Origin of the sequence: Colwellia sp. BRX8-5, from assembly GCF_014077325.1 — a bacterium.
In the GTDB taxonomy this organism is placed as follows: domain Bacteria; phylum Pseudomonadota; class Gammaproteobacteria; order Enterobacterales; family Alteromonadaceae; genus Colwellia_A.
Genome location: NZ_JACGVR010000001.1, coordinates 324,497 through 341,008, shown reverse-complemented (window position 1 = coordinate 341,008; position 16,512 = coordinate 324,497). Strand labels below are relative to the sequence as shown.

General features: G+C 36.8%; 7 protein-coding genes. 3 read left to right on the top strand and 4 right to left on the bottom strand.

Going from position 1 to position 16,512, the window contains the following annotated elements; genetic code table 11:
• Positions 1-276 precede the first annotated feature (276 nt).
• On the bottom strand, positions 277-4,854 hold the full coding sequence (locus H4J62_RS01375) for an EAL domain-containing protein (RefSeq protein ID WP_182215322.1): 4,578 nt from the start codon (positions 4,852-4,854) through the stop codon (positions 277-279).
• A 471-nt stretch (positions 4,855-5,325) separates the two neighbouring features.
• On the opposite strand from H4J62_RS01375, the gene H4J62_RS01370 reads away from it, so the two are divergent.
• Complete coding sequence (locus tag H4J62_RS01370; protein ID WP_182215323.1) at positions 5,326-6,270, top strand: DUF4382 domain-containing protein; 945 nt, start codon at positions 5,326-5,328, stop codon at positions 6,268-6,270.
• A 365-nt stretch (positions 6,271-6,635) separates the two neighbouring features.
• Here H4J62_RS01370 and H4J62_RS01365 read toward each other — a convergent pair whose 3' ends face one another.
• The 3 genes from H4J62_RS01365 to prlC are packed head-to-tail and all read right to left on the bottom strand — an operon-like array spanning position 6,636 to position 10,199.
• On the bottom strand, positions 6,636-7,424 hold the full coding sequence (locus H4J62_RS01365) for a class I SAM-dependent methyltransferase (RefSeq protein WP_182215390.1): 789 nt from the start codon (positions 7,422-7,424) through the stop codon (positions 6,636-6,638).
• A 5-nt stretch (positions 7,425-7,429) separates the two neighbouring features.
• Positions 7,430-8,137 (bottom strand): DNA-3-methyladenine glycosylase I, encoded by a 708-nt coding sequence (locus H4J62_RS01360; protein ID WP_182215325.1) that lies wholly within the window; start codon positions 8,135-8,137, stop codon positions 7,430-7,432.
• A gap of 16 nt (positions 8,138-8,153) precedes the next feature.
• Positions 8,154-10,199, bottom strand: coding sequence for an oligopeptidase A (prlC, locus tag H4J62_RS01355; protein ID WP_182215327.1), 2,046 nt, complete (start codon positions 10,197-10,199; stop codon positions 8,154-8,156).
• 322 nt (positions 10,200-10,521) lie between these two features.
• Between prlC and H4J62_RS01350 the strand changes: the two genes are divergently transcribed.
• Together H4J62_RS01350 and gorA are read left to right on the top strand one after the other, a co-directional pair.
• The gene (locus H4J62_RS01350) at positions 10,522-15,048 is read left to right on the top strand and encodes an EAL domain-containing protein (RefSeq protein WP_182215328.1); all 4,527 of its coding nucleotides are present in this window, start codon (positions 10,522-10,524) and stop codon (positions 15,046-15,048) included.
• A gap of 67 nt (positions 15,049-15,115) precedes the next feature.
• Positions 15,116-16,471: a glutathione-disulfide reductase gene (gene gorA, locus H4J62_RS01345; protein ID WP_182215330.1), complete on the top strand. Its 1,356-nt coding sequence runs from the start codon at positions 15,116-15,118 to the stop codon at positions 16,469-16,471.
• The last annotated feature ends 41 nt before the right edge of the window (positions 16,472-16,512 follow it).

Below are 16,512 nucleotides of genomic sequence, written 5' to 3'. Positions count from 1 at the left end.
CTATGGTAAATTGAATTCTTTCGCACTGAGTTATATACGATTTTTGCCATAAATTTTTTCAAAAAAAAGCTAAAAATCAAAAGAAAACTATACAAAACAACTCGAACACTTATCAAAGAAACAAAAGCAGTTACTCATAAAGTTGAGCAGTTAGCCATATATGTGATTACAATCAAGTAGTTAAAGGAGGAGCGTCTGGTGTACTCATATGCGTGAAAATCTGCTAATAAAGTGGGTGTCAGCTTTATTAAACGCAAGAGATCACGTTTAAAAAAATCACCTAGGTGATATATACTCAGGTTTATTCATTTCTAACAATGAAATAATTTGTTCACTGGATACGGGTTTACTGTAAAAATACCCTTGAATGTAATGACAATTTCTAGAAACCAGGAAGTCAATTTGTTCTTTGGTTTCAGCACCCTCAGCAACACAACTCATGCCTAATTTTTGTGCAAGGCTTATCGTCGCCTCTATTATCGCTTCGTCTGCGTTGTTTTCACCAATGTTAGAGATAAAGCTTCTGTCAATTTTTATAACATCTAACGGGAGTAATCTTAAGTAAGATAGAGACGAATAACCGGTGCCAAAATCATCAAGCGATAACTTGATACCTATAGCTTTTAGCTGATTCATTTTCTCAATCGCTTTTTCAGGTTCAGAGATAAATGCAGATTCAGTAACTTCTAGTTTTATTGCTGAGGTAGGTAAATCAAACTCATTTAATATTCTCGTAATAAAAGTGACAAGTTCTCCTTTACTAAAATGACTAGCAGAAATATTAATGGATAAATAAAAATCAGTTCGAAAGCTACGCCATACTATTAAGTCTTGTAATGCTGTGTTTAACGCTACTTCTGTCATCGAAATAATAAGATTTAAATCTTCGGCTAAAGGAATAAACTCCATGGGAGAAATCATGCCGTTGTCGGTAGGCCAGCGCATTAACATTTCTACGCCAACCGCTTTGCCATAATGTGCATCAACAATGGGTTGGTAATGATTGATAAATTGCTTCTGTTTTACGGCTTGCTTTAAATTTGCTTCAAGAGCAAGTCGTTTAGCTGCTGCTTCAGTCATTGATGGTTCAAAATATTGATAGATATTTCGACCATTTTGTTTCGCACAGTACATTGCAATATCGCTATTTCTTAAAAGCTCAGCTGAATCCATGCCATCTTCAGGGTAAATAGAAATACCAATACTTGAACCAATACAGACCATAGTATCTTGTAGTGTTATCGGTTGCTCAATGGTATCGATAATTTTTTGTGCAATTTGTGAAAGCTTATCTATTGATGAAAAGCTTTCTAGCAATACGACAAACTCATCACCGCCAAGTCTTGCCAGAGTATCTTCTTGACGAAAGACTTTGGTTAATCGTTGTGTGATAACTTTCAATAATCGATCACCAACATCATGACCTAGCGTATCATTGACTTGTTTGAAGCGGTCTAAATCAATAAAAAATATCGCTAAAATATTTTTGTTTCTTGCTGATAATTCTATTGCATGATCAATCCGCTCAATGAGTAAACTCCGATTAGGTAGCCCCGTTAAGTGATCGTAATTAGCCATATAGCGTAGTTCGCTTTCAGCGAGCTTTTGAGCGGTAATATCGGTCATCACCATAATATAATGAAGACTGTTATTACTATTTATACCAACATTAATTTTGACCAGTACATTATATTTATCTCCTGCTGCAGAAGTAACAAGCTCTTCTCCACGCCAATGATCATTTACACCTAAACTTAATGCTACATCGCTATAATATTTTATCTTTTTTCTGTCTATACCAATTAATGAGTCATTAAATGGCTGTTCTTCTTCCCAGCCAAATATATTCCTCATTGCTTGATTTGAAGTCACCTTGGTGAAATCTTGATTAATAATTAATACCCAATCTTTTGTATGTCTAAATGCTTCTCCGTAATATTGGGCACGTTCTTCATCAGCCTTAGATTGAGTGATATTGGTATAGGAACCCGTAACCCGTATAGGCTTTTTATTATCATCAATTTCTACAATTTTCCCTAAATCTTTATACCATCGCCATTCATTATGTTCGCCTTTTAGTCTATAGGTAAAAGTAAAGGTTACATTAACATCAGCTTTATCAATAAATTGTTGCCAAGCAGCAAGAAAGGTCGCTTTATCATCTGGATGAATATCATTGATAAATACTTTTATAGGGAAGGTATAGGCATTTTCTATTAGGCTTACATTATGTTTAAAACGATTAGCAGAAAAACTATTCGTCTGAGCGTGCCAATCCCATACGTCACTGTTACTACCTTTTAATGCTAGCTGTAAACGGTTTTCTCTAAAGACAACTTGTTCATGAGCAGCCAACAGAGCATCACGTTGTTTACGTCTTTTATTTATCCAAAAACTGAATGCAGAGATAACTAAAATAAAATACAGAATATAGGCGGTAGGTGATGCCCAAGGTGCATAAGAAACGTTAAATTTAATATAAGTTAGTGGTGAATAATCGCCTGTAATAGGCGACTTAGCCCGAATAGCTAAAGTATGCTTCCCTGACTCTAAACTTGGAAAAATAATATGATTTTCATAGGTCGAAGGATAGTTCACCGTGCTGTTACTTGTTAAAGAATACTCAAACATTATGTCTTTAGATTTTGAAAAATCAAAGGTGGTAAAATCAACCCTAATGCCCACATCGTCATATTTAAGTTCTACTACCTTATTTGAGTTAAATATATAAGCATCTTCTAAATGCCGTGTAAGTAAATCAACTTTAGTGACAAAAACATTTTTATTTTTGGTCAGGCCTTTTTCTTTTAAGGCCAAAGGATCGAAAAAAGAAACGCCATTCACCGAACCGTAAACCAATTCATCGGTTGATGATTTTGCATGCGCGCCACCATTAAATTCCATACCTAAAAAGCCATGATGAATACCAAATTTTCTGATATGAAAAGAGCGTGTATCAATCGAATAAATACCATCATGAGTTGAGATCCAAAGGTCTCCTTGCGAGTCCTGCTGTAGACCATATAGATTGTTGTCTAGAATACTGTTTTGATTGTTGAAAGTATGAAGAACCTCCTGTGTTTCTAGGGAGATACCATAAATACCTTTTGATGTATGGGCTACCCATAGCAGAGATTTTTCAGCATCAACTACAAAACTATCAATAAAAGACCACTCAGTTTCGCTCATGTTGATATGTTCATATATTTTCTTAAACGTTTGATACTGAGTATTAAACATCCATAATGCTTTTGTTGTACTAAACCAAATTTCTTTATCCTGATTTGGTGATTTGAAAAAAAACCAAATATCTTTAATGCCAGCATCAGTCATTACTTTACTGAAATCAGTTGATTGACCAGATTCTTGATCAATCATAAGTAGTTGATCCGTTTGAGTGAACCAAAGGTATTTATCGGTAGTGAAATAAACGGGGTAATCAACAGTTAGCTTTTCTAAAAAACTTGCTTCAAAAGGTATTGGTATGATTGCTTTGCTTTTAATATCAAAAAGTCTTAATCCTACAGAAGTATTTAACCAAATAGTTTTATTGCTACCATAGTGTAATGAAACTATATTGCTTGCGGTAAATGTCGTCTTTGAGTTTTTCAGGGCGAAGAATTGTTCAACGTGTTGGGTGTTTCTATTTAGTAAATTTAAGCCATTATCGGTTGAAATCCAGAATAAGTTATCATCGTTTTTATCAGGCAAAATGCCCGTAACATTATTACTGGTTAAGCTGTTGTCACGACCTTTGTAATAATTATAATTCTCAACTAAGCCTAAGTTAGGATTCCATTTTAACAAACCTTGGCTATTACTCACTAGCCAGTAGTAGCCATCTTGGTCGACAATTAATGACTTAACCGTATTATTCGCAAAAGAGGGAGCATATTCATCAAAGCTGAATAAAAATTGTCCTTGCTGCGTAACAGCGTTATATCGATACAGCCCATCCGCAGCACCAATAATTAATAGTTCCTTTTCTATAAAAAAATCCCAGACCGATAGATGTTTAAAAATAGTTTGATACTGCGGTAATTCATTATCTTCTCCCATTGCAAAAAGCGAGTCGATTTGTTGAATATTTAATGAGTAAACACCATCGTTTGTTCCCAAAAACAAGGTCTGATTAAGAATACTTAAGGTATAAATTTTATTTGCTTGTATAGGTTTTAGATCAGCACTTTGCGCAGTTATCTTGGTGATTTGAGGTAATTTAGCTACTTGGCCTGTTGATAATTGATAAACAATAGTGCCTTCTTTACTGGCTATATATAGATAGTTGTTATGTAAAATGATTTGATATATTGCAGAATCACCTAGATACTTTTTTAAGTTAACAATTTGTTTATAAACTTTAGTTTTAACATCAATAGTCGCTATGTATTTACTTGTCGCAAGCCAAACGGTTCCATCTTTTTGTGGCAAGTAATCCATAACCCAATCATCAGACTCTAATTGATTGTTATTTAAGAGTAGGTCAAACTCATTAGTGCTTTTATTAAAGCTATACAAACCTTTACCATAGAGGTGTAACCACATTAATCCATTCGCTGATTGGACTGTTTTTCCTGCACTATATTGTGAAAAATCGTTATCAGGTCCTTCTATTTTAGTGAAGGTATATCCGTCATATAGTTCAAGGCCAGACTCTGTTGATATCCAAAGAAACCCATCATCATCCTGACTAATGCTATTAATAGATACTTGGGATAACCCGTCCTTAACCGTAATTTGATCGAGTGTTATTTTGTTAAATTTTGCATAACTAATCATTGGACATATTAAAATAACAGCAACTATAAAATTGATTACATTAAAGTAACTTTTTTTAGGTTGAGTATATTTCAAATTAATACCACTACTTATTAGCTCTGAACAATAAAAGTAAGATAATACTTTTAGGTAAGTATAAACAACTATATGTTAGATTTAAAAATCCCACAACTTCCAGCACTTGTCTTTGTATATGTGTTTCATCATTAATTTATAAAATAACCACGTCGTTTACACTGTTGCCATGTAATATGAGTTTTACCTTTCGAGTATCTAGTAAACGGCATAGGGCCATTAATTTTTGTTGGTAACACTATATCTATCATGTTGTAAGTGATTACATTATAATCACTTGGTAATTGATAAATTGTCAAAAGACAATCGTGAAATTGAATCTATAATCGATTTCATTTTTTCTATAGAAAAAGTCTATCAGTGAGTTTTGTTAATATATTAATGAAACAACAAAGCACCAGCTTTGCATAGTATGACTTTACCTTAGACTTATTAATTTAATTAACTAAAGTAGCAATAAAGGTAAATATTATGTTTAACAAAAACTTTACAATTCCATTTTTATTCACCCCTATTATATTGGCAATTTCCGCTTGTGGGGGCAGTGATAATTCATCACCACAACCCTCTGAGCAAGCAAAATTTTCTTTAGGGATTAGTGATGCACCTATTGATGAGGCGGATTCAGTCTTTATTGAAATAGATGAAATTACTATTTCAGGGACAGAGACTACAGTCATTACTGAATTTACTAATGACAATAATGAAATTGTAGAAACCATTAAAGTTAACTTACTTGATTTTCAGGGTACAGACCAACTTAAAATTGTTGATGAAGCTCAAGGTGTAACTATGGCCCCAGGCACCTATTCGATGGAATTACTGGTAGTCGATGCCGGCTCATATGTACTGCTTGAAAATGATGCGACCGAATACTCTATTAAAGTCCCTAGCTCTAGACTACGTTTAGGAGATTTTGAAATTGCGTCAACTTCTATCCAAGTCGGCGATACCCCAGCTTATACTATTGAATTTAGTTTACGCGAGTCATTAGTGATGCGCGGTAATGCACCCACAAAAAATGGTTTTATTATTAAACCTCATGGCGTTCACATTGTTAGCGAATATGGAACATTGAAGGGTAATGTTTCTGCTGATAATACTAATTTAGGTAGCTGTATCGTTTATCTATATGAAGGTGAACCAACCGAATTAGGTGATAGTTATGATGCAGATGATGAAACTTTCGTCGGTGATGCACCGACAGCGACGGCACCACTTATTTCAACACTAGTAGCCGTAGATGGAACTTACAGCATAGGGTTTGTTCCAACAGGAAGTTACACTGTTGCACTAATGTGTGGTACAAATATCGATGACAACATTCAATATAACGCCTTAACCATACCTTCTCCTGTTGGAAATGTAGCTACAGTAGGCATTATCAAAGGTGATGTTAAAACGGTCGACTTTTAAATAAACTGATATTAACCGATCATAAGGCCAGAAAGTTAAAAAGTGTTCACTATGAAGTTCTAAAATATATTAAAAAATGTCAGCAACTAGCGACTGCTGACTTAAAGAAAGCCAACCACTATCCTCAACAATGTGGACAGAGTGCTCATTTAGAGTGTTGGTTGAATATCAGAAATTATGATTGTTTTTCTAACTGATTTTACACTGAGAAATCATAAACTATAGATCTATAGATTGAACGAAAGGGTAAACCGTGTAGGTAATTACTTGGATGGGCTTGGAAGGAAGTTCGTTTACAATTTTAGCCCATACCATTTTGAAAGATTTTCAGCACTAGATAGGGAGTACGTTGTAAACGAGTATCGCTAATTATTTTTTGGGATCGCTTGGTTGACATAAACATCAAAACGATTTTTTTTCATTTTTATACTGGTTGAAGGCGATTTGTTATTTAATGGTGGCGCATAGCTTGGACGTTTAACCACAACACGGTACTTTGCTAATTTCAATGCCGGTTCAAGCAAATCATCCGCATCTAAGTCTTCACCGACGAGTGATTGGAATACGCGCATTTCTTTTTTCACTGCGGCCGATTTTTCACGATGTGGATACATAGGGTCGAGATAAATAACATCAGGTTGTTGAGTGAATGACAACTCTTCAATCGTTGCCGCATGAACTAGTGACATACGACTGGCAATATCACTGACCTCACTGTTCAATTTAGCGCGCTCTAAGCCATTTTCTAGCAGTGCTGCGACAATAGGCATACGTTCTTTCATGGTTACTGTACAACCTAAGGTAGCCAATACAAAAGAGTCTCGTCCTAAGCCTGCGGTAGCGTCTAGTACATGTGGAGTAAAACCATGTTTTAGTCCAATCGCTTTAGCTATATCTTGGCCGCGTCCACCACCAAATTTTCGTCGGTGGGCAACCGCGCCATCAACAAAGTCTACTTTAATACCACCGAGTTTAGGCTCATCAAGCTTGATCAGTTCTAATTCTTGAAAGTTGACTTGTAATAAAAACAGTAAGTTTGGATGCTTAGTAACTGAAGCGCTGTCACCGATATAGGCTAATTGCCATTTTTTAGCAATTTTTTTAGCTAAATCAACATCGGTTTTATCAAGGTACCCAACCGCTATTCTAGACATATCCATTAATCAAACTCTACTTGAACATTGTTATCGCCGGTTGCATAGGCAACTAAGCGGCTGAGTTGACTCAGTGATAAGTCACTTTCACTTTGCCATTGATTAAAAGCATTTTGAATGGCAACTAAGCTTTTTTTACTTTGCAGTCCGCCGTCAATAATTTTATTGGCACGGAAATAGGCTTCAATGTCACGGGTAAGTAAAAAGGTATCTTTACCGATAGCACGTAAAGCGTAGGGGCCAGTATTGCCCCCTAAACGTTGACCTTTTTTCTTTAAGTAATCCCATAAACCTATCATGTCATTGCTTGGCCATGCCGCAATAAATTTAGCAAAACTATCGTGCTGGCTATTATCGCTATGTATTTCATCAAACATCATATGGGCATTAGCTTGAATAGTTTTTACTTTATTAAAGTTGCGAATAATTCGCGCATCTGCCGCTTTACGTTCTTGCATTTCCTCAGGCATCATTAAGACTTTAGCGAGATCAAAATTAAAAAACATTTCTTCAAAGTTTGGCCATTTATTTTCTACTACACGCCAGACAAAACCACTTTGAAAGATCTTTTTGCTAAAGGCCGATAAAATTCTATCGTCTCCTAACTTGGCAACTAAATGATCTTGTTGGTTATCACCTAATAAGAGGTTGAGTATAGCCGCACCACCTTTACGTTCGGCGGCGCGTTGATAAAGTGAGTCAAATTTTTCCATTATTTAGGGCCACTCATTATCCTTCAATACCACAATGTCTGAGTAAAGCATCAATCTCAGGCTCACGGCCACGAAAGGCTTTAAATAAGACACTGGGTTCTTGAGACCCGCCTTTTTCTAATATATTAGTTAAGAAATCATTACCCACTTTCGGGTTAAAAATGCCTTCTTCCTCAAAACGACTAAAGGCATCTGCAGATAATACTTCTGCCCATTTGTAACTATAGTAACCGGCTGAATAACCGCCACCAAAAATATGACCAAAACCATGTTGAAAGCGATTAAAGTCGGCGGCTTTCAATACTGAATATTCTTCACGCACTTGATTTAATGTTTGCTGAATATACCCAGAGTTATCTTGTGCAGGTTGGTAATCTTTATGCATTTTAAAATCAAAAATACTGAATTCTAATTGACGTAACATTTGCATCGCAGATTGGTAATTCTTTGCCGCTAACATTTTATCAAGCATAGCTTGCGGTAGTGGTTCACCCGTTTGGTAGTGTCCTGAGATAAAGGCTAATGCCTCTGGCTGCCAACACCAATTTTCTAAAAATTGGCTAGGCAACTCTACTGCATCCCACGGCACACCATCGATACCTGAAACGCCACTGGTGTTGATTTGTGTCAGCATATGGTGAATACCATGGCCAAATTCGTGAAATAAAGTAACCACTTCGTCATGGGTAAATAGCGCAGGCTTATCACCAATAGGCTTATTAAAATTACAGGTTAGGTAGGCAACAGGGTATTGAATATCACCATTGGCTAATTCACGACGACTTTTACAATCGTCCATCCATGCGCCACCACGTTTGTGGGCGCGGGCGTATAAATCTAAATAAAAGCGGCCACGCAAATTATTATCGCGATCGTATACTTGATAAAACTTCACATCTTTGTGCCAAGTGTCGATGTTAGCTACTTGGTTAATTGTCATGCCAAATAAACGATGAACAACTTCAAATAAGCCAGCTACAACTTTTTCTTCTGGAAAATAAGGGCGACATTCTTCGTCTGAAATAGCATAACGGCTTTGCTTTAATTTTTCACTATAGTAGGGCAGATCCCAAGCTTGTAAGTCTGTTTGGTTAAATTCTTTTTCAGCGAAAGCTTTAACTTCATCTAAGTCTTGTTGACCTTGAACCTTCGATTTTACCGCTAGGTTTTCTAGAAAGTCTAAAACCTCAGAGGTTGATGATGCCATTTTGGTAGCAATTGATTTCTCAGCAAAGTTATTAAAGCCCAATAGCTGTGCTAATTCATGACGAAGTAGTAATAGCTCGTTCATGATGTCGCTGTTATCGAATTTTCCGGCATTGGGACCTTGGTCTGAAGCGCGAGTAACAAAGCCACGATAGAGCTGTTCACGTAATGTCGCATTGCTACAATAAGTCATTACGGGTAAATAACTAGGGATATCTAAGGTGAATAGCCAGCCTTGTTTTTCTTGTTCTTTTGCTAGTTCTGCTGCGGCTTCTATAGCGCTGTCAGGTAAGCCAGTAAGTTCACTTTTATCGGTAATATTAACGCTATAAGCGTGCGTAGCATCGAGTACATTATTGCCAAATGTTGAGCTTAACTCCGATAAACGAGTAACGATTTCACCGTATCGTTTTTTATCATTATCGTTTAATGCGATGCCCGACAATTTAAAATCACGTAAGGCATTCTCAATGACTTTCTTTTGAGGAATACTTAATTGTGAATATTCATCACTGTTGGCAAATTGTTGGTAGGCTTGATATAACCCTTGATGCTGGCCCACAAAAGTACTGTATTCAGATAACAGTGGTAAACATGACTCGTATGCGTCACGTAGTTTGTCACTATTAACCACCGAATTCATGTGGGATACCGGCGACCACAGCTTACTTAACGTATCGTCAGCTTCGTCCGTAGGCATAACTAAGTTTGCCCAGGTAAATGTTTTTTCTTCAAGCACTGCTGCAATCACTTTTTTGCATTCTGCTATCGCATGCTCAACAGCAGGCTTGATATGTTCAGGCTTTATTTGAGAAAACTGGGGTAAATCTGAAACTGTTAATAATGGATTGCTCATAATGCGGTATTCTTTATTAAATGATGATGTAGATGTAAGACCTTAATGGGAAAGATTCAAGGTGTAGCGCTTTTTGTTTTCAATCTATTTTACTTAAAATTGATCACCTTAAAAAAATAAATGCTACTGTCTATGTTAATACGTTGTTTGTTATTGTTAATTAGGCTCTTTATTTACCCTTTTAGTTCGGATAAATATTTATTTTAATTGTATTTTACTTATACTAAAAATATATGATTTGTCTTCGTCATGAGTTTCTCGAGGTGTTATGTTTCGTTTTTTTTCTGTGAATTCCTTATATTCACTTTTTTTACTGTGCGCTATGCTTTTCACAAATACTGCACAAGCAGAGGTGAATAATTTATATTTAGAAAACTTGTCAGTTGAGCATGGCTTGTCTCAAGGCTCGGTTAAAACTATTTTTCAAGATGATGAAGGTTTTATTTGGGTTGGCACTGAAAATGGTTTGAATATGTATGACGGTTATAATTTTCGCAGTTTACCTGGGCCAGATAATGATTTTGAAAATTATGAAACGTACCGGATTATTCAAGATAAGGACAAATTACTTTGGATCAACATCGTTGATAAAGGGCTAATTACTTACAATAAAAAAACAGATACCTACCAAAAAATTCTACAAACAGATCCGCTAAATAAAGATTATTATATAGCGGATATGGTCGAGGGCAACAATAATGACTTTTTTATTGCCAGTGCAAAAACTATCATCGTGTATAACAAAATATCTCAAAAAAATACGCGTCTATTAGATTTATCAAATGAGTTTCCTGCGGTTAATAATATTTATGAAATATTGTTACATCAAAATATTTTATATATTGCGACACGTATTGGCACTTTTGCCTTAAATGTTGACACTAAAAAATGGAAAAAATTACCTGCCATTACCGCGACTGAAATTAGCTCAGACAGCTTTAGTGCGGTAGGGGCGAATAAAGTATTTAACTTGCATGTAAGTGCGAATAATCATTTGTATTTGGGTACAGACAATGGTGTTTATAGCTTGCCGGTTAGTAAAATTAACAATTATTTAGTGGGTGATCTTCAATTACCCACTTACAAAATGGTAACTGACGGTGTTTCAAGTTGGCAGTTTTATGACGATGGCGATAACGTATATCAAGGCAGTCATTTAGGGTTGTCTGCTATTGATACAAAAACAGACACCACAGAATTTCTTTTTTCGTTTAATGAGTTTTTTGACCATATTAAAAGCAGTGATGTAGTTGCTATTATGAAAGACAAACAAGGGGTGTTTTGGTTGGGCTCTCAGGCTACCGGTCTTTATAAATGGAATCCTAAACTGAGCTTAGTAACCAACTATCGTTATAAAAAAGACAGTGAAAAAAGTTTAACAGACAACCTTGTTTGGTCTATTACGGCGAAAAGGAGTGACCCTGAACAGTTATGGATAGGCACTCAAAATGGTCTTAATTTACTCGATACGCGTCACGATACCATGTTGCACTATTTAACAACCGAGACCCCTAAAACGATTTATCATCGTGGGAACATAGATCATCTTTATGAAGATTTGGAGCAACGCTTATGGCTTTCTACCGGTAAAGGGGTGGTGTTATTTGATATAGCGCTCAAAAAAATTATTGATATTCCGTATGACGTTAAAGTAAAAGAGCTGCTTGCGTTAGGTCAGTATGATTTCTTTTATGATCGTTATAATACGTTGTGGAGTATTACGGAAAAAGGTGTCAATCGCATTTCATTAACAACGGGCGCTATTGACCCACTTGATGAAATGACTGCGAGCATTGCGGAAGATAAGGTTTTTACTTTACTCGGCTATTTACCTAATAGTGATAAAATGCTTTTTTCTACCAATAATTCATTATGGTTTTTTGATCTTGAAACACGAACAAGTACCATGATTTATCAAAATCCTAAGATTAAAGAAAGTGAATGGATATCTATAGAAAATGTGGCTTTTGATAAAAAAGGCCTGCTATGGTTTAGTTTTGCTGGTAAAGAACTGGTCGGTTTAGACAGTAAAACGTTTGAAAAAAAATATGTATATGACAAAAATAATTCCAATGTGGGACTCAATATTTACGGTTTAATGGTAGACCCTGAAGGTGATCTTTGGTTTTCCAGCCATAACGGTATTTATATGCTAAACGCTGAAACACACCATCTTCGTAATTTTGGTATCAGTGATGGTTTAGTGGGTAAAGAGTTCAATAGTGGTGCTTTCTACGAAATGTATAATCACACATTTGCCTATGGTGCCATGAACGGCTTAACCATTTTTGACCCTCTGGTTTTAAAGACAAAACAAGATGATGAGCAACTGAGTGTACATGCCACTAATATTAACGTGTTATCACGTGATTTAGCTTTGCCTTTTGTGCTGAGTAATGGTGATACCGTTCAGTTAAACTATGATGATGTCGGTATTCGTATTGACTTCTCGCCATTATCTTACAACAACACGAATAATTTCCTGTTTGAATACAAGTTACAAGGTGCTGATAACATAAGTTATCCATTAACCACTGAAAATCACATTACTTTTCCGAGCTTACCTTCAGGGGAGCATTCGCTGGTAGTGCGTATCCAATCAGCTGAAACTAAAAAATATTCTGAAGCTTTTGTTATTAACTTCGTGGTGAAATATGCTCTTTGGTCTTCGCCGCTAGCTTACTTAGTTTATATTGTGCTCTTGTTGACTTTATTTATGCTGTGGTATGCAAAGCGCCAACAAAATACGCGTTTATTACTTGCCGCACATGAAGAGGTAAAATACCGAGAAAATAGATTGCAGCTAGCCTTAACTGGTAGTAATAGTGAAGTGTGGGATTGGCAAAGCGATAATAACTTAATGTTCGCTAAACGAGCCTCTGAAGAATTAGGTTATAGTGACCTTAAATATTCTTATAGCTTTAATGAGCATTTGTCGTTAATTCACAAAGATGAACGTGAATTGTTTCATTCACGATGGTTACAGTTTTTGGGTGCGGCTGATGTTAAGGTAAGCTTTTCATGCAGTTACCGAATGAAAAAATCCAATGGTCATTGGTTGTGGTTTAAAGACCTTGGAAAAATTGTGGCAACTGACACTAAAGGCAAGCCAACCAGAATTACCGGCGCGTATACAAATATTACCCAGTCGTTAGCCGACGCCGAACGTGCTCACTTCTATGGTGAAGCTTTTAAGAAAACCAAAGATTGGGTCTTAATTATTAGTGACAACTTTAGTCGGGTCATCGCGAATGAGTCCTTGCGTGAGGTTTTTGCTTGGCAAGATGAAGAGTTCGCTTTCGATGCGAAATTATTTGGATTAACCAACGATCGCTTTGAGTTTTATAAGACCTTATTTTCTCATTTAAAGGCTGGGGATGATTGGCGAGGTGAAGAGCTAATAACAACAAAGGCTGGTGAAGAATTCCATGTTATTTTAACGGTCAGTGCCAGCCTTAATGAGTCAACGAATAGTATTTATTTTGTTTGTATTTTTACCGATATAACCGCGCAAAAGCATGCAGAAAAAGAGCTGCGTTATTTAGCCAATTATGACCATTTAACGGATTTACCTAATCGTTCATTATTGCTCGACAGAATAAAACATGCAATGGACTATTCTGCCCGCATGTCACAATCCATTGCTTTGTTTTTTATTGATCTAGACAGGTTTAAACAAGTTAATGATTCATTGGGTCATGACTGTGGCGATTTGCTCTTACAAGAAGTCACCAGGCGTTTAAAAGCAGTTCTGAGGGTTGATGATACCGTTGCTCGCATTGGCGGTGATGAATTCGTTGTTCTGCTAGAGTCTTTTCGCGGCCATGGTCAGCTGGGTCGAGTTGCACAGAAGGTGATTACTGCCGTTGGCGAGCCGGTGCTATTAAACGGCAATACCATCAGTGTTGGTGCTAGTATAGGTATTGCACTTTTCCCCGAAGATGCCAAAGATAGTGATGAGTTGCTTCGTCACGCCGATGTCGCTATGTATCATTCTAAGCAACTTGGCCGTAATACCTTTCAATTTTATACACCCCGTATGAATGTTGAAGCAAGTGAGCGGTTACTTGCTGAATCAACGCTTAAGTTGGCTTTTGAAAACAGCGAATTTATTAATTATTATCAGCCTATTGTTGACTCATATAAAGGTAAGGCCGTTGGCGCCGAATTATTATTACGCTGGCAAAGTGGCGACAAGTTAATTCCACCCGATAATTTTATTCCACTTTCAGAAGATCTAGGTTTGATTATACCTATGACTGAAGCGGCTATTTTACGTGGTGTAATAGATTTGAAAAAATGGCGGGCAATTCGCCCTGATATCTATTTATCAATTAATTTGTCTGTTCAGCACTTTCTTGAAGACAATTTAATTCATTATTTAAAAAATATTTTACAAGAACATGATTTACCTCCAGAAGCGCTTAAGTTTGAAGTCACTGAAAGCATGCTTATTTCTGATCCTGATAAAGCTATTGCAACTATGACCGCGCTTGATAAATTAGGTGTGGTACTTGCTTTAGATGATTTTGGTACCGGTTACTCATCCTTGTCTTATTTAAAGAAGCTACCTTTAAAAATATTAAAAATTGACCGGAGCTTTATTTCTGGCATTGGCATTAACTCTGCTGATGAAGCGATTGTTGCTGCGACGTTAGTCTTGGCAAAAAACTTGAAAATGATTTGTATTGCCGAAGGTGTAGAAAATGAAATACAACTGAAATTTTTAGGTGAAAAACACTGTCACCTTATCCAAGGCTACCTTTATAGTAAGCCAGTTGGAGCTGCGAAAATTGAACAATTTTTGCATGATGACATTATCGCGATAAAAGTGAATAAGCCAGAATAGCTAATTGGCTTGAATAACGCTTGTTTAGCCACATATATAACTCATACATTTTTTTAGGAATAATAACATGACTCAACATTTTGACTTTCTTGCCATTGGCGCAGGAAGTGGCGGTATTGCTTCTGCAAATCGCGCAGCAAAGCTCGGTAAAAAAGCAGCAGTAATAGAAGCTAAGCAAATTGGTGGCACGTGTGTCAATGTGGGTTGTGTGCCGAAAAAAGCCATGTGGTATGCCGGGCAAATTGCCGATGCGTTACACTACTCTGCTGATTACGGTTTTAATGCGCCGTTACAAGGTTTTAATTGGAGCACGTTAGTTAAAAACAGGGAAGCTTATATAGAGCGCATTCATGCAGCCTATGCTCGTGGTTTTGCCAGTAACGGTGTTACTGTCATTGATGGTTTTGCCAAATTTATCAATAAAAACACTGTCGAAGTTAATGGCGAACAAATTACCGCTGACCATATTGTTATTGCTACCGGTGGTCGTCCGAGCATTCCAAGTATTGAAGGTGCAGAGCATGGTATCGATTCTGATGGCTTTTTCGCATTAACAGAACAACCGAAAAGTGTTGCGGTTGTTGGGGCGGGTTATATTGCCGTAGAACTTGCTGGCGTATTTCATGCTTTAGGCACCACCTCACATTTATTAGTGCGTAAAGAAAAGCCACTACGTGGTTTTGACGATATGCTCAGTGACACGTTAGTCGAACAAATGGCAAAACATGGTCCAACACTGCATACCCACAGTACACCCAGTCATGTTGAAAAACACGATAATGGTCAACTGACCATCCATTTGGAAAATGGTAAGTCTGTTGGGCCTGTTGATTCTTTAATTTGGGCAATAGGGCGAGAGCCAGCAACAGATAAAATTAATCTTGAGTTGGCTGGCGTCGCAATGAACGAACAAGGCTTTATTTCAACAGACAAATACCAAAATACGAATGTTAAAGGTATCTATGCAGTAGGTGATAATACCGGTCGTGCACAATTAACACCGGTCGCTGTTGCCGCAGGTCGTCGCTTATGTGAACGTTTATTTAATAATAAACCTGACGAGCATTTAGACTATTCAAATATTGCCACGGTTGTGTTTAGTCACCCAGTTATTGGTACGGTTGGTTTATCAGAAAAAGAAGCGCTTGACGAATACGGCGTAGAAGAGGTTAAGGTTTACAATTCACAGTTCACTGCTTTGTATCAGGCGATGACTGAAGATTATCGTGATCCTACGCGTATGAAACTTATTTGTGTTGGTAAAGAAGAAAAAATTGTTGGCATTCACAGTATTGGTTTTGGTAGTGATGAATTGTTGCAAGGGTTTGCGGTTGCCATGAAAATGGGCGCAACTAAAGCCGACTTTGATAACACTATTGCGATACACCCAACAAGTGCAGAAGAGTTTGTTACCATGAATTAAGTGGCGTTAACCACACCATACAAAGTTGTGTTGGCGTCATC